The organism is Streptomyces sp. AC1-42W, from assembly GCF_003248355.1.
In the GTDB taxonomy this organism is placed as follows: domain Bacteria; phylum Actinomycetota; class Actinomycetes; order Streptomycetales; family Streptomycetaceae; genus Streptomyces.
In genome coordinates, this window is the sequence record NZ_QKWY01000001.1 from 2,760,885 (window position 1) to 2,776,178 (window position 15,294).

Sequence of the window (15,294 nt, forward strand, 5' to 3'; positions counted from 1 at the left end):
GTACCGGCCGCGAGCCGTCAGGCGTACGGGTAGAAGCCGGAGCCCGTCTTGCGGCCGAGCCGGCCCGCGTCCACCATGCGCTGGAGCAGCGCCTGATCGTGCTCGGTTCGACGGCGTCCGTCCGGAGCAGGCGACCGAGGGAGGGTTCAGCCGCGTTCGGTGTTCTCGGGCGGTCTGCCCCGGAAGTCGCACCCGGGCGTTCGTCGCCGCTCTGTCATCCACCCCAACCCGCAGCAGCCTCACGCCAGTTGGGTGATCCCGGGAACTTGCGCACCCCCTGGGCAGGCGGAGGTTCATTGCCGGCAGGTAGGTGTTCACCCGTTCTCTGAGTGGCTGCGGCAGTTTGCCGTCCGCCGGGTAGCCCAGAGCGCCCCGCTGCCGCGGTTCTGTGAATAGCCAGCCGAAGAGGCCGCCCAGTTCGCGCGGAATGATGTGGGGCAGGTCCCCGTCCGTGGTTTCGACGGCCCGGTAGGAGGATCCCATGAGCAGGTCGAGGCGGCGCGGTTGGCCAGTGCCCGGTCGAGCACGGCTCGGCTTGTCGCATGCGGCCGGGAGTCGAGGTCGTGGGGGGTCCTGCCGCTGGACGGCGTCTTCGACGGTGGCGATCAGTTCTGCGGTCGTGTTGTCGTAGAGGGCCTGGAAGTCAAGTCTTGCTCACGGAACTCTGTTGATTGTGCATGTCGCCCTCGAACCACTTGCTTCGGCATGGTGTAGCTCTGCTAGTAGTACGGTATGGGAAGTGCGGGAGGCGTGCTCCGGCAGTTGGGCCGGGAGCTGTTCGGCCGGGTGGGGTTCGGCACGCTGCTGATCACCATCGGTGGTGCTGTGTCACTGGGCATGGTGCCGAACATCGTCGAGGCAGTCGCCGGGCCGTGGGTCGTGGCCTTCGTCGGAATCTTCGTGTTGTCCGTGCTCGTCGTGTTCGCCGGATGGTGGATGCGCCGCGATCGTGGCGTGGGCGTCGTGGTCTGGCTGATGCCGGGTACCGGATCGCCGCACAGGCTGACGGACTCGATCGCGGATGCCGCAGCCCGGCACGGGACCCTCTTCGCCATCCAGCGTGACCGCCTGTGGCCCGATCACCGGCGTCTGCCCGCCCTCCGTGACCGGGTGGACGTCGCCCACTGGCAGATCCAGGACCGCCTCCACGACTGTGCGTCCGGCCCGGTGTCGTCCACGCATGTGTCGCTCTACGTTCACGCGCACCTGCCCGAGACGTTCGCACTGGGGCGGCGGATGATCAGCGACTCCTACGGTCGGCTCGACGTCATGCACTTCGCGCACCGGGCCGGCGATTCGTTCGTGAGGGTCTTGGAGCTGGACAACCGTCTGACCCGGGCCACGGACGCCGCCGACCGCAGTGCCATCGAGCCATGGCTCACCCCCGCGTCGATGCGGGCGGAGATCCAGCAGCACGGTGACGTGGCCGAGGACTACCGACACCGGCTCATGCTGATCGTCAATCTGACACGCAATACGAACGCCGTGGCGACAGCGCGCGAAGTGGCCCGTACCGGGGAGGTGGTGGCGCCGGACGGGAGCCATACCGGCTACTACTTCGATGCGGCCGATCCCCGCGCACCTGGTCCGCCCTGCAAGGCGTACGTGGAGATCGAGACGAAGGGTGAAGGCATCCCGGACACGCCGCAGGTGTACGAGCCGATGGTGCGGCACATCCTGGAGCGGTGGCGCGAAGCCTGCCGTGTCCGCCGGCAGGAGCTCGGCGGCCGGCCGGTGCAGGTCGTGCTGGCGCTCAGTGCGCCGGCGCCGTTCGCTCTGGCGCTCGGACGATTCATCGAACAGAGCGTCATCATGCTGCCGCACTCCATGGAGCTCGTACGAGGAGAGGAGCCCGTACTGTGAAGCGTCCCGTCCCCCCTCCGGCGCGACCCGGGGGAGAATTCACCAACCCCTACACCTTCGTGCCGCTGCCGACGATCGCCGACCCGGCACAGTTCTCGCGCCCCGCGGCCGGTCACGGCAAGCTGGGCGAAGGCCGCTATCAGGGCGAGATCGAGGTGGAGCTGACCGCCTGCGCCCCGCTGCTGATACGCGGGGTACGCGAGGGCGACGTCGCGGACGGGGTGCAGCACTTCCCGCGCCGGGCCTTTCCCGCGGACGGCCTGACGGAGCCGGTGCCGTACCTGCCGGGGTCGTCCCTCGCAGGCGTGGTCCGCTCGCTCCACGAACTCGTCGGCGGCGGCTGTCTGCGGGTGTTCGAGGACGACTTCCTGCCCGTGTACCGGGACCAGCTCATCGAGCTGCCCGCTCAATGGCGCATGGCCACGGTCGACGCGGTCGACGAGGAGGGACGGCCCACCAGGTTCACCGTCTGCGCGAGCGAACGCCGCCGCGTACCGCTCGACATCCTGTGCCGGGCCAAGGGGCGGCTGCCCGTGACGGGGGACCGGATCAGCTTCGGACCCGATGTCGTCGTGGGCGATCACCGGAAGACCGAGGTACGCGGCGGGACGATCGACTGGAGCGAGTCCGGTGACTGGGTCCTGCTGATCACGCACGCGGGCGCGCACGAACCGGACGACGTGCACTACGCCTACGCCGGCCATCTCGGGCCCGGCTCCTACGACGCCCACGGCATCACCGACGCGGCCTGGCAGGAGTACCAGGACGCGGTGGAGGGCGCCAACGATGCGCGCGAGTCCCGTAGGCCCGAGGAAAGCCGGAGAGGGCAGGACCCGTTCACCGCGGAAGTCAGGCCCGGAGAAGACCCCGACAGGGACCCGATCGGCGTGCGCCACAAGGCTCTGCCGCGCCTGCGGCCCGGGCAGGTCGTCTGGGTGACGACCGAACCGCACACCATGCCGGGGCGGCCCCGGGTCACCCGGCTGGCCCTCAGCCAGGTCTGGCGGCACACCGCCACGGGCGAACCGTCAGGACGACGCGTCCCCACGCTGCTGCTGCCCTGCGGCGATCCCCGAGAGCTGTGCCCGACCTGCCGGATCTTCGGATCCGCGGACACGCGCGGCAAGGACGACCTCGCCGCGCGTCAGCATTCCTATCGCGGTCACATCAGGTTCTCCGACGCACGCCCCCTCGGCACCGCTCCTCCCGTCACACACGAGTACAACCTGGCACCCTTGGGCACCCCACACCCCGGCGCGGGACAGTTCTACCTCCAGCCGACGGAAATCCGGCCGAAGAAGGACGAGATTCCGCTGCGTGAGTGGGGGTCACGGGCCGACGACGGCGAAGCGCGCCGGCTGCGGGGACGCAAGCAGTACTGGCTGACCGGGAAGAGCCACAGCCGGCCGTACTTCAGGGCAGACCCGAATGCCGTCTGGTCGGAGAACAAGGACATGCGGCAGCGCGCGGAGGCGGTAGCGCGGGGCAGCAGGTTCACCTACACCGTCCGCTTCGCGAACCTCGACCTCGGCGAGCTGGGCGGCCTCCTCACCGCCCTGCATCCCGCCGGCCTGTTCCCCGGAAACACCGGATTCGCTGTCGGCGGCGGACGCCCGCTCGGTTTCGGCACCTGCACCTCCCACGTGAAGGCGCTCCGCGTCTACACCGCCAAGCAGTGGTACACGGGCGCCGGCCGGGAACAGACTGCCATCGACCCGCAAGAGGCGATCGCGGCCTTCCGCGACACGGTGGACCAGGGCGTGCAGGAGACCTGGCCGGACGTGGGCGCGGCGCTGACGCTCGACCATGTCCCCCCGGACAACGTCTGGTACCCGGTCGACGCCCGTATCCCCGAGGGGAAGCTGACCCCCAAGGACCTGGAAGCGGGGTTCACCTTCTGGGCCGAGACCACAGGCGAACGGCTCTCGGGCAGACACAAGAAACTACGCACACTGGCCAGACCGAGCGCCCCTGCGCCGGACCAGGCCCTTCCCATCATCAGTGAACAGTCCGTGCCCAAGAAGAAGGGCCGAAGATGAAGGCGCCCGCGAGGCGGATGTACCTGGACGTCGGCGCGGTCCGCATCCAGCACTACCTCTCACGCACACCCCACCTGAAAGCCAGACGCGCCGCGAGCGCGGCCCTGGCAGCCACCACCCGCATCGATCCGCAGCACCCGCTGATCGCGGGGCGGGCCGAGATCAACGAGGCGGCCGGGGAAGCGGGCGGTGTGCTCAACCTGGTGCTGACCGAGGACCCGGCCCTCCCGTACGACACCGCCCAGGCGGCATGCCGGGCCGAGACGCTCGCACGCGAGCTGCTGGCAAGGCTGCGCGCAGACCTGCCCGGTGCGGAGTTCCGTGCCGGCTGGGCCGAGGCGTCGGACTACCCGTCCGCATACCGGCTGATCGACGCGCAGTACCGTGCCGGCCAAGGGCTGGAGTCCCTCCCGGCCGCCCCGGAGTTCCCGCTGGCGGTGCCCTGCCGGGTGTGCCACACGGCAAGTTCCACAGGAAGGACGTCCACCGGTGGTCCTGAACCGCTGGATGCCTGTGCGGACTGCGTGCGCCGCTACTCGGTACGTGCGCGCAAGGGTGGAAAGGCACAGGAGGAGCGGCTTCTCGACGCCGTACAGCACAGGCTCGACCACGCACTGGAGCTGGCGCCGGACCTGTCCGCTCTGACGCTTCCACGCGGCACCGACGCCGGTAACAAGGGCATCACCCAGATCGCCACCGTCTACATCGACGGCAACGCCTTCGGCGTGTTCTTCGACCAGCTCGCCACGCACGGTACGGATTCCCGAACAGGGGCCCGGACACTCGTCGACAAGGCAGCCATCTCCCGGGCGCTGAACGAACACACCCGCACCGCTCTGACCGATGCCACCTGCGCGGTCGTATGCGCGGACGACACCCGGATGGTCGTGGTCCCCCACCTGGTGGGCGGCGACGACGTACTGGTCAGCCTTCCCGCCGACCGGGCATGGCCATTCGTCCTGCACTACCTGGAACGCTTCGGTGTGCTGGTTCAGCACACCCGCGCAGAGGCCACCGGATTCATCAAGCAGCTCCCCGACCTGTCGGCTTCGGCGGGAATCGCCTTCTCCCACCCCGCCCACCCCTTCCATCTGCTGGTGGAAGCAGCCGACCAGCGACTGCGCAAGGCCAAGCAGGCGGTGGCCGGAACCGAGGCTTCGGTGGACTTCGTCGACCTGACCGCCGACGGCCCGGCCGGCGGCGACCTACCCGCACTGCGCGCGAGGCACCTGCTCGACCTTCGACCGCAGCTCACCGCCCTGGCAGCCCAACCCGGTTCACGACGCACCGGATGGGAGACCGCCCTGCGCGCAGCCCGGACGGCGGAGACCCCCGAGGCCGCGCTGGACGTGCTCCTGGCCGACGCCGAACGCCTGGGCTGCCGCGCCGTCATCCAGCCCTTCCTGCCCGACGACAGTGGTGCGCGCCCCGCGATCGGACTGCGCCAGGCCCTCCGGATCACGAGGTGGTGGTCATGAACACCGAGTCGGCCCGCACGGCACCGGGCGCCGCCCAGCCGCCCTCCGGTCCACCCGCCGGTGACAGGATCAGGGTCCACATCGCCTTCCACGGTCCCTTCCGGGTGGGCACCGGTCGTGCTCACGAAGGCGCCGACCAGACCGTGAACCGGGCCGATCTGATTCCCGCCTCCTCTGTCAAGGGGCTGCTGCGGGCCTCCGCTGCCCAGCTGCTGCCCGGCCGACAGGACCTCTTGGGCGCGGTGTTCGGCACCGCGACGACCCCCACCCCCTGGCACTGGGGGCCAGTCCGCTTCACCGACACACCCCAAGTCGTTCCCCGGGCCCGTGTGACCCTGGACCCGGACACCGGAGCAGCACGCGACGACCACCTTCTCCTGGGTGAGGAGGTCTGGGCCACCACCGCTGAGTTCACCATCAGCCGCCAGGGGCACGTGCCCGCCGACCAGCTGGCCGACCACCGCACCGTACTGGCCTGCGCCGCCGCCGGCGTGCACACGCTCGGCGGTGACCGGCGGCGCGGGCTGGGATGGGTGACATGCACACCCCACCCGGCCATTGACGAGGCGCTGCTGGCACGGTTCGAGGAACTGCGCGCCGCCGACACGCGAGACTGAGGAGCCCGACACCCATGCTCGATGTGCACGCCACCCCGGTGCAGCCACTCGCCATGGGCCGCCGCCCACGCGGACTCGCCCCGGTCGCCGGCCACCACCACGTGCCCGGATCCGTACTCCGCGGAGCCCTGGCCGCGGCTTGGATCGCCGAATTCGGGCCCCCGCAGCACGCCGCGACCGCCCACCGGACGAGCTTCCACGAACTCTTCGAAGGGCACGCCCGCTTCGGACCACTGCTCGCCCCTGGATCCCGGGTGGTGCCGCTCTCCGTCCACACCTGCAAGTACCTGCCCACGCCGGGCTGCGCCCAGGGCGGTTACGACGAAGCAACCGACTCCGGCCCCCGGCCGCACCGCTGTCCTGCCTGCGGAGAGTCGCCGCTCGTCGTCGGCCGCGGCCAGGTGGAGCTCGGGCCCGACTCCCCGATGAGCATCATCGAGACCACCCGCATCCAGCTCACCGCACAGGAAACCGCAGCCACCGGGCAGATCTTCACCCGGCAGGAGTTCGCCCCACGATCCGGCCGACCCGACGCCGAACGTCAGGCCCTGAGCGGCCGGATCGCCACCGCCACCCTCCACGACGACCAAGTGGCCTGGCTGACCACCGACCGTGTGCTGCGTCTCGGCGGCCGACGCGGAACCAGCGGCGAAGTCCACTACCGGGCCGTACCCGCCGCCGGCCCTCCGACGCCCACCGGCAACCTGTTCAACAAGGACGGGGCATTGATCCTGCGACTGCTCAGCCCCGCGATCCTCGTGGACGCGGCGGGCCGCCCCAGCAACCGCCCCGACCCGGAACTGCTCGCCGAGACCCTTGGGGTCGTCTCCGTCGACATCGAACGCTCATGGACCCGTTGGGAACGAGTCGGCGGCTGGAACGCCGTGGCAAGGATCCCCAAACCGGAGGACCTCGCCACCGCCGCCGGCAGCGTCTATCTCCTCAAGCTGACCGGAACTCCGGAATCCGCTGGACTTGCCCGGATCGTTCAGGACGGCATCGGCCTGCGGCGCGCAGAGGGGTACGGGTGGCTGACGCTCGGCCCCTGGAGGCAGCCGGCGGGGACCGGCGCCGCATCACCGAACGCAGGAGCAGGCAGCGGGCTGAACGACGACGAGGCGCTTGAGCAACTGGCCGCCACCGGCCACGGATTCTGGATCGCCCGCCAGATCAAGGCATTCGCCCAGAAGAAAGACCGCAGCCCTGCCGCCGCGACCGCATGCGTACGCGGTCCGCTGTTCGCCCGTGTCGGTGCGGCACGCAAGACCCTCGGCCTCCTGCTCGCCGCCCACGGACAGGACAAGAACCAACTCCTGTCTCTCGCAAACAGGTTGGATGACGCCGCTGCCCGGCAACAACCCGGCACGGCCAGTGGCTCAGTCGACGGGAGCGACCGATGACCTCCGTCCTGCTCATCGCCCTCGAACTCGAACTCGAAAGCCATGCCGCCGTCAAAGCCCCCGAAAGAGCCGCGAAGGGCGACCAGATCGCACACCCGCTCGCCCGTGACACCCAAGGGCGCCCCTACCTCCCCGCCAGCTCCCTGGCGGGATCCCTGCGCGCCCATATACGCCGTCATCACACCGGCCAGCTGGAAACGCTGATGGGCGAGGAGCCAGGGACCCGCATCTCCGGCTCCCGCTGGGAAACCAGCCACCCCGGCGAGGAACAGCGGCCGGCTCGCCCGTCCGCCATCCGGTTCCTGGGCACCCGAATCGAACCTGCCGACGGCACCGGCTTGGAGCTCGCCCAACGCGGCCGCACCGCCGTGGACCGCCATCCCGCCGCCCCCGCCAACCACAAGCTGCGCACCGACGAACTCCTGCCACCCGGCACCCGGATCAGTTGCCGACTCCGCGTCGACGACCTGGCTCTGCACACGCGGGTCCTGGGGGCGCTCGCCGACTGGCGGCCCACCATCGGCGGCGGCCGCAGCACCGGCCTCGGCCGAGCCCGCGTGGCCACAGCCCGCTATCGGACGCTCGACCTGGACACGCCTGAGGGCAGAGCCCGCTGGCTCACCCGCGGCGGCGAGGACCTCTTCGCGGGCGGCACCGCACTCGACCTCGAAGCCGCACAACCAGAAGTGGTGCTGCAGGCCTCCTGGGACATCGTCGACGGGCTCTCCGTCACCACCGGGAAACCCGAGCTCGACGAAGCCACCGCCCGCACCGTGGCCCGCGTTCTCACCGGCCGGTTCGCCACGGCAGACGACACCCGCACCCGCCTTCCCTACGTTCCCGGCTCCACCTGGAAAGGCGTACTGCGCAGCCAGGCCGAATACATCCTGCGCTCACTCGGCCTCCCCGTGTGCGACTCCACGGGACCGGACGGCACCTGCGGCGAGTGCGACGTCTGCATCGCCCTCGGCTACTCGGCCGAAGACGCGGACGGCAACTCCGTCGGCCGGCGTGCGCTGCTGCACTTCGCCGACTCACCCATCACCGATGCCGCCCTCTCCGTACGCCGGCACGTCGCCCTCGACCGCTTCACCGGCGGTGCGGCGGCCGGCCTCCTCTACAGCCGTCAGGTCGTCGACGCGGGACACCTCACGCTCACCATCACCCGCGACCCCGACCTCACCACCCTCCCCGTCCCCCCGCTCGCCCTCGCCGCCCTACGGCTGGCCTGCTACGACCTCCACGCCGGACAGCTCGGCGTCGGCGGAGCGACCACACGAGGTCTGGGAACCCTACGCCGAACGGACCTCGACGAGGCAGTCGCCGAGGACGAACGACGCCAGGCCGCCGAGCTGCTCGCAGCAGCCCTCACGGACACCGCCGCACCCCAGGAAGGCAGCCCCGCGTGAGCCCACAACACGAACCGCTGACCCTCACCCTCCACGGCTACGGCCGCCTGACCTGGACCGAAGCCCTTCCCTTCCTCCGGACCCACCACTGCACCTGGACCGACCTCGACGGCATCCACATCGCCGAACCGGCCCCACCCCGCCTCCCCATAGGCGCCACCCACCTGTGGGCATGGCAGGACACCACCCGCGCGGCGCGACTCCGCTTCGACGCCGACCACGTCTACCTCGCCACCCTCCGCAACACCCCTCCTCTGACCGACCGCACCCCCCACCTCACCGAGCCGGGTACCGCCGTCACCATGCGCACCGGAACTTTATGGAGCCCCACAGACCGGCAGGCCGGCCCACTGCCCGAGGCCGCGCACACCTGGACCTGGCACCTCCTCGAAGTCACCGGACCCCATCCCGCGACCTTCGTCACCGCCACCCCCACCAACCGGCCCGCACAGACGCCAAGGGTGAGCTGATGCCCCACACCTGGACACTCCGCCTGCGCGCTGCACTCCCACGGGAGCAGCCCGTCACCCCTGTCCAACTCCACGGACTGGCATGCGCCTTGCTGGAAGGGGCGGAGATCGACCACCACGGCCAGGTCAAGCCCTTCGCCGTCACCCCGCTCATGGGCGTCCCGAACGCCCCCGGACACGCACTGCTCACCCTGGGCTGGCTCGACGACAGCACGCCGCCGCCGCTCGACAAACGCCTCGGCGAACAGGTCCGCCTCGGCAACCAGTTCTTCACCGTCGAAGACGCCCACGTCACAGGAGCCCCGTACGCGGCTCTCCGCGCCCTCCCACCCGCCCAGCGCGTGACCATGGACTTCCTCTCGGTCACCCACTTCACCCGAAAGGGCCGCTGGATCCCCCTCCCCGACCCCGAACTCCTCTACACCGGCCTCGCGTGCCGCTGGAACACGTACGCCGACGTAGCCCTCCCGGACGACCTGATCACCGAACTCCGCGAAGCCGTCCTCTTGTCCGCCCATGAGGTGAAGAGCGTCCCCGTCGAAATCGGCCATGGCCACCGCATCGGCTTCCTGGGCCACGCCACGTTCACTCTGCCCCGGGCGGCCGCCCCCGCCGTACGGACGACGTTCACAGCCCTCTCCCACTTCGCCGAACTCGCAGGCAGCGGCGCCCAGACCACCCATGGCCTGGGCTGGACGAACGTCACGACGACGGACCACCGCGAGCCGCCGGCGATCGGACGACCGCCCCGGCGGTAACGTGACCGCACCTCACACCAACAGCGCCCCGAGCCCGATTCCCGCGCGAGCCGAACGTGCGGGTCGCAGCCCTGCGGCGAGATCTTGTGACCCATATCACAGATCGGGCCACCCGCTGGCGGCAAGTCCTGCGCAACGGGCAGAATCCCAGCAGGTCACAGGCCCCGGCTGAGGCAAAGGGTTCCGCAGGACCGAAAGGCCCGTAGGGCATAGAAACCCGCATTGCGAGCGGCGATCTGCTTGCGCTTGGCGGTGGTGCGTTCCGCAGGACCGAAAGGCCCGTAGGGCATAGAAACCCGACCGGGGGAACTGAGCCACGTACCGCGTGCTGGGTTCCGCAGGACCGAAAGGCCCGTAGGGCATAGAAACGTGGCTCGACCCTAAGGTCGTGCCAGGGTTGTACTGTTCCGCAGGACCGAAAGGCCCGTAGGGCATAGAAACGGCCGAGGCCCCTAGGTTCTTCGCTTGCTGTACATGGTTCCGCAGGACCGAAAGGCCCGTAGGGCATAGAAACGTTCTCAGCGAGAAGCGCCCTCACCTCCGACTCCTTGTGTTCCGCAGGACCGAAAGGCCCGTAGGGCATAGAAACGCGGCCCTCTCGAAGTCGCCGAGCAGGGATTCCATCGCGTTCCGCAGGACCAAAAGGCCCGTAGGGCATGGATTCCTCGTTCACTCGAAGGGAATTTCATGGCTGAGCTTCTTCACCGCGCCGCTTCGGAGTCCGCGTTGCTTGCAGCCTGGGGCGAGGTCCAGGAGAACGATCTGGCGGACGGAAAGGTGAGCAAACAGGTCGCCGACTACGCGAAGGGCGTGCTCGGTCGACTGGCGGCGCTCAGCCGCGCGCTTCGGGCCGGTACGTGGAATCCGTCGCCCGTCTACGCCATGGAGATCGACAAGAGATCTGGCGGAAAGCGCCTCCTGGCTGTTCCTGCCGTCGAGGACCGCGTCGTCGAGCGCGCACTCATGGAGGTCGTCGACGACCACATCGACGCCGTGCTGCTCCCCTGGAGCTACGCCTACCGCAAGGGCCTCTCGGTGTCCGACGCCTTGGACGACCTCGCAGCCGCGCGCGACGACGGTGCGCGCTGGGTCGTCCGGGCCGACATCAAGGATTGCTTCGAGCGGGTGCCTCGCTGGCCGGCGCTGACGCGGCTGCGTGAGCTCATCCCCGACCCTGAGCTGTGCCACTTGGTCGGCCGACTCGTCAACCGTCATGGCGTGGGCCCCGCCGCCCGTCGCATCAAGAGCGGGCGCGGCCTGCACCAGGGAGGTTCCCTTTCCCCCGCACTCACCAATCTCTACCTGGACTCGTTCGACCGCGACTTGCTCCGTACGGGACACCGGGTCCTGCGTTACAGCGACGACTTCGCCGTCCCTGTGGCGACCCATGCCGAGGGCGAGAGAGTCCTGGGGCTGGCGGAGGCGGCCCTCAAGCGGCTCGACCTCGAACTCAACGACAGCAAGTCCCGTATAGAAAGCTTCGACGAGGGCGTCGAGTTCCTGGGGAAGCTCACCACCGCCGGATCACGGACGCGCACGTCGACGCGCGTCTCCCCGCTGAAGTCCGCGGTCTACGTCACCGAGCCCGGATCGTCACTGCGCACCAAGGGGTCCCGCCTGCGTGTCATGCGCCGCGAGAAGCAGCTGCTCGGCGTACCCCTCGATCGCGTGCGCCAGGTCGTGTGCACCACGCCCGCCACTCTGACCACCCCGTTCCTGCGCCGCGCGCTGGAACACGGCATCGATGTCGTCCTCACCGAGGAGGACGGCGAGTTCCTCGGCCGACTCACCGGCCCGGACGGCCCCGACGTCGAACTCCGCCATGCCCAGCACCGCCTGGCCGACAGGAGCGCGGCGAAGCTGGGCCTGGCGGCGGCCTTCGTAACCGGAAAGATCGCCAACATGCGAACCTGCCTTCTGCGCGCCGCCCGTGCCGGACACGTTCAGCCGACCGAGCCGACGGCCGCCCGCCTCCTGGAGGCCCGGAAAAGCGCGTTGGCCGCCGCGTCGCCGGCGGCGCTGATGGGAGTGGAAGGTGCGGCATCCCGCGATCACTTCGGTGCCGTGGGCCGCATGCTCGGCCCCACGTGGGCCTTCACCCAGCGCCGCCGGCGGCCGCCCCCGGATCCGGTCAACGCGTTGCTGTCCTTCGGGTACACGCTGCTGACCCGGGAAGCGGTCACCGCTGTCGAGCTCGCGGGCCTCGATCCCGGAGTGGGCTTCCTCCACGAGATGCGCCGCGGGCGCCCGTCGCTCGCTCTTGACCTCATGGAGGAGTTCCGCCCACTGATCGTGGACCACCTGGTCATCGGGCTGTGCACGTCCGGAAAACTCCGCCCGGGCGACTTCACCACCCTTGACGAGGGCCAAGGCTGCCGCATGGACCGCGACGCGCTCCGGACCTTCCTCGCGGCGTATGAACGCCGCATGCTGACTGTTGCCCACCACCCCACCGCCGGCCGGCGCGTCTCCTACCGCGCGGCGCTGACCGTGCAGGCCCGCCACCTCGCGGACGTCATCGCAGACCGTACCCCTGCCTACTCGCCCGTCAGCTGGCGGTGACCCACGTGCCCTACACCCTGTTGGTCAGCTACGACATCGCCGACGACGACCGGCGAGGCGACATCTCCGACACACTCGCCGCACACGGCGCCCGCGTCCAGTACAGCGTCTTCGAAGTCACGCTGCCGACCAAGAAGGCGGTGCAGGAACTGCGCGGCACACTACGCAAGTTGATCGACCGTGATGAAGATCAGGTCCGCCTGTACCCGCTGTCCGCCCCGGTCCTCAGCGAGCTCGTGATCCTCGGCAACCGCCGCCTTGAGGAACGCGCCGACTTCTGGATCGTATGAGGTGACACCCCGATGCCCCGGCTGTTGCCCAGCCTTCGGGAGTCCGTTACCGCCCCCCAGCGGCAACCCCAGCTGGGAGAGGATTCCCGCGCGCGCCAGAACCGCAGGTCCCAGCCCCACCGTCTGGTCTTGTGGCGCTCGTCACAGATCAACCGAGTGGTGAGCGAGTGCCCCTTGAGCTCGAAGCGGTGCAGAATCTCCACTGGTTCCGCAGGACCAAAAGGCCCGCAGGGCATAGAAACGCCGCCGTGCAACTTGGAGTAGCAAACGATGGTTCCGCAGGACCAAAGGCCCGCAGGTTGCGGAGGCGTCTCGTGGTGCTGGCGAACCAGGGGTGGCGACCTCGGTTGTCAATCCCCTGGAAGCGTAGAGACGTTGGACTTTGCTGCCTCGCCGACACCGACCGATCTACCGGTCTCGGCCGCGGTCCGCACGCCTCCCGCAAGGAACTCCGCGTTGAGCTTTTGCCCTTTCTCCGCCATGGCTCCCCACTTCCCCTGCGGCCACGGTCTCCACGCTACGAGGGATGACTGGGCAGAACGTCACTCGGCAGCGCGGCCGGGCACCACGCAGCATGAGTGCTCTCGGTCTCGTGGTGCGTGGGTTCGGGGGCCGAGTCGCCAGGGAGCTTTCGTAGTACAAGCGAGCAAGGCCGCGACAGTGCTGAAAGGTTCAGGGCCTCGGGTCCGGGCACTCGGGCGCAGTCACTCCATAACGCGCCGGTACGGCATCGGGCAGGCGGCAGCGGACAGGCCATTCGAGGCCGCACGCGGGCCTGACCCCGGACAACCGGAGAACCTGCCACGACGGGCCCGGCCGCATGAGCGCCGGACCCGCCGACGGGCCGTCAGGCGTACGGGTAGAAGCCCGAGCCCGTCCTCCGGCCGAGCCGGCCCGCGTCCACCATGCGCTGGAGCAGCGGGGGAGCGGCGTACAGCGGCTCCTTGTATTCGCGTACAACTGGTCGGCGCTGGGCGCCCTGGTCGGTGATCGGTGGTCGGGGAAAGATTACCTACCCAAGCGTCGAGGACCGCCTGATCGCGCTCGGTTCGACGGCGTCTGTCTGGAGTGGGCGACCAAGGGAGGGTTCGGCCGCGTTCGGTGTTCTTGGGCGGCCTGCCCCAGAAGTCGCGCCCGGGCGTTCGTCGACGGGACTTTCTGTCGCCGGAGGCCGGTGACGCTCCCACCCGACGGTCTCGGCGGGACTGCAGGAGGTGCCCATGCCCATGAGGCGGAGGGACGGGGGCACTTGGACCTGCGAGAACCGGCCCATCCGCATACTTGTTCTGCCTTACGGTGCCATCAGCCGACCAGGACGAGGGGGACCCGTGGGACAGCAGAGGACGATGCTCGCCCAACGAATATCCGAGCAACGGGCGGGCGTTGGTGACCCAATGGCGTTGGTGGGTGAGATGCGGCGCACGGTTCTTCTGGTTCCGTCGGCGGAGCCCGGCCTGTGGAGTGCCCGATCGGGCGGTGTTCGGTGGATCTGTGCGTTCACGGACGAGACGGCGCTGGCCCGCTTCGCTGTTCACCACGGCCCGGGTGATCGTCTGATGGACTACGTCGCGCTGCTCGGGGCGCGGATCGTGGACGAGATCGTGCCGACTCTGGACGAACCCGCCGGACTCGCGGTGGACATCGCCGACGAGGACGGTGCGATGTTCTTCCCGCCGGTCATCGGCGTCGTCCCGGACGGCGTCGCTGTCGATTCCGGCGCGGGGCAGGAGGGGGGCGGCCGTGAGCACTGACGGATCGGACCTCGCCTTCGATCAGACGTCGGTGGCGAGGTTCACGCAGGGCGTGGGCCCGACCATTGATCAACTCGGCGAACTCGGTGGCGCCACCGGGTCGGTGATGGGCAAGGGGTTCTCGGGTCTGGCCATGACGGGCATGGAGGCAGGGCATCGAGCGCTGTCGGTGGATTTCGAGGATTTCTGCGAACGGTGGGAGTGGGGAGTACGCGCCCTGGTGAGCGACGCGAGCGCGCTCGCGGACCGTCTCGGGCCGGCGGCGGGCACGCAGTGGGAGCACGACCAGTACGTTGAGGGTTCCTTCAAGGTCGGCGTCAGCGCAGCGATGGGCGGTAGCCCACACGCCAGCGAGGAGGACATCTCCCAGCAGGGCTGGGGCGACATCTTGACTCCCGACTACCTGGACCCGGACTGGAGTGCCGAGTCGTTCGAGAAGGCCGGCCAGAACGTGGAGCAGACCTGGAAGGACACCGGCCGCACCGTTCTCACCGAGGGACAGGGCGGTCGGGAGACGGAGAGGCTCAAGACCGAGCTCGGCCTCAGCGACGGTCGGTGGGACCAGGCACTGGACGACACGTTCGGGCCGTCGCCCGAGGAACGCGCCCAGCAGGCACCGCAACAGGGCGACGCGAACGCAGGCGGGGACGACTGAGG

12 protein-coding genes, 2 pseudogenes and 1 CRISPR repeat array are annotated in these 15,294 nt (G+C 69.6%); of the genes and pseudogenes, 12 read left to right on the forward strand and 2 right to left on the reverse strand.

Annotation, left to right across the window (positions count from 1 at the left end; translation table 11 throughout):
- Positions 1-17: 17 nt before the first annotated feature.
- Positions 18-89, reverse strand: a pseudogene (locus tag DNK56_RS12775) (3-hydroxyacyl-CoA dehydrogenase family protein); the annotation flags it as partial.
- A 643-nt stretch (positions 90-732) separates the two neighbouring features.
- Here DNK56_RS12775 and DNK56_RS34700 point away from each other — a divergent pair.
- The 10 genes from DNK56_RS34700 to cas2 all read left to right on the forward strand — a co-directional run bounded on the left by DNK56_RS34700 (position 733) and on the right by cas2 (position 12,886).
- The gene (locus DNK56_RS34700) at positions 733-1,863 is read left to right on the forward strand and encodes an MFS transporter (RefSeq protein ID WP_146610495.1); all 1,131 of its coding nucleotides are present in this window, start codon (positions 733-735) and stop codon (positions 1,861-1,863) included.
- Positions 1,860-3,902 carry an RAMP superfamily CRISPR-associated protein gene (locus DNK56_RS12780; RefSeq protein ID WP_146610494.1) on the forward strand — a complete coding sequence of 681 codons (2,043 nt, stop codon included), beginning with the start codon at positions 1,860-1,862 and terminating at the stop codon, positions 3,900-3,902. The genes DNK56_RS34700 and DNK56_RS12780 overlap by 4 nt, the downstream gene beginning before the upstream one ends.
- Positions 3,899-5,380 (forward strand): Cas10/Cmr2 second palm domain-containing protein, encoded by a 1,482-nt coding sequence (locus DNK56_RS34950; RefSeq protein WP_158558529.1) that lies wholly within the window; start codon positions 3,899-3,901, stop codon positions 5,378-5,380. The genes DNK56_RS12780 and DNK56_RS34950 overlap by 4 nt, the downstream gene beginning before the upstream one ends.
- Positions 5,377-5,997: an RAMP superfamily CRISPR-associated protein gene (locus DNK56_RS34955; protein ID WP_158558528.1), complete on the forward strand. Its 621-nt coding sequence runs from the start codon at positions 5,377-5,379 to the stop codon at positions 5,995-5,997. Before DNK56_RS34950 ends, DNK56_RS34955 begins: the two co-directional genes overlap by 4 nt.
- A 14-nt stretch (positions 5,998-6,011) precedes the next feature.
- A complete protein-coding gene (locus DNK56_RS12790; RefSeq protein ID WP_111333671.1) occupies positions 6,012-7,397 on the forward strand; it encodes a type III-B CRISPR module-associated Cmr3 family protein in 1,386 nt (461 codons plus the stop codon).
- Positions 7,394-8,806 (forward strand): RAMP superfamily CRISPR-associated protein, encoded by a 1,413-nt coding sequence (locus DNK56_RS12795; RefSeq protein WP_111333673.1) that lies wholly within the window; start codon positions 7,394-7,396, stop codon positions 8,804-8,806. Before DNK56_RS12790 ends, DNK56_RS12795 begins: the two co-directional genes overlap by 4 nt.
- Positions 8,803-9,276, forward strand: a complete 474-nt coding sequence (locus DNK56_RS12800; protein ID WP_111333675.1) for a hypothetical protein — start codon at positions 8,803-8,805, stop codon at positions 9,274-9,276. The genes DNK56_RS12795 and DNK56_RS12800 overlap by 4 nt, the downstream gene beginning before the upstream one ends.
- 89 nt (positions 9,277-9,365) lie before the next feature.
- Complete coding sequence (gene cas6 / locus DNK56_RS12805; protein ID WP_158558527.1) at positions 9,366-10,034, forward strand: CRISPR system precrRNA processing endoribonuclease RAMP protein Cas6; 669 nt, start codon at positions 9,366-9,368, stop codon at positions 10,032-10,034.
- A 180-nt stretch (positions 10,035-10,214) separates the two neighbouring features.
- A CRISPR array of direct repeats spans positions 10,215-10,699; the repeat unit is 38 nt; unit sequence GTTCCGCAGGACCGAAAGGCCCGTAGGGCATAGAAACG.
- A 22-nt stretch (positions 10,700-10,721) separates the two neighbouring features.
- Complete coding sequence (gene cas1, locus DNK56_RS12810; protein ID WP_111333679.1) at positions 10,722-12,596, forward strand: CRISPR-associated endonuclease Cas1; 1,875 nt, start codon at positions 10,722-10,724, stop codon at positions 12,594-12,596.
- Positions 12,597-12,601: 5 nt separating this feature from the next.
- Positions 12,602-12,886: a CRISPR-associated endonuclease Cas2 gene (gene cas2 / locus DNK56_RS12815; RefSeq protein ID WP_199563771.1), complete on the forward strand. Its 285-nt coding sequence runs from the start codon at positions 12,602-12,604 to the stop codon at positions 12,884-12,886.
- Positions 12,887-13,733: 847 nt separating this feature from the next.
- On the opposite strand, the pseudogene DNK56_RS12820 reads toward cas2, so the two are convergent.
- A pseudogene (locus DNK56_RS12820) lies at positions 13,734-13,838 on the reverse strand (3-hydroxyacyl-CoA dehydrogenase family protein); the annotation flags it as partial.
- Positions 13,839-14,280: 442 nt separating this feature from the next.
- Here DNK56_RS12820 and DNK56_RS12825 point away from each other — a divergent pair.
- A complete protein-coding gene (locus DNK56_RS12825; protein WP_241989960.1) occupies positions 14,281-14,637 on the forward strand; it encodes an SseB family protein in 357 nt (118 codons plus the stop codon).
- Positions 14,627-15,292: a hypothetical protein gene (locus tag DNK56_RS12830; RefSeq protein WP_111333681.1), complete on the forward strand. Its 666-nt coding sequence runs from the start codon at positions 14,627-14,629 to the stop codon at positions 15,290-15,292. Before DNK56_RS12825 ends, DNK56_RS12830 begins: the two co-directional genes overlap by 11 nt.
- Positions 15,293-15,294: the final 2 nt, after the last annotated feature.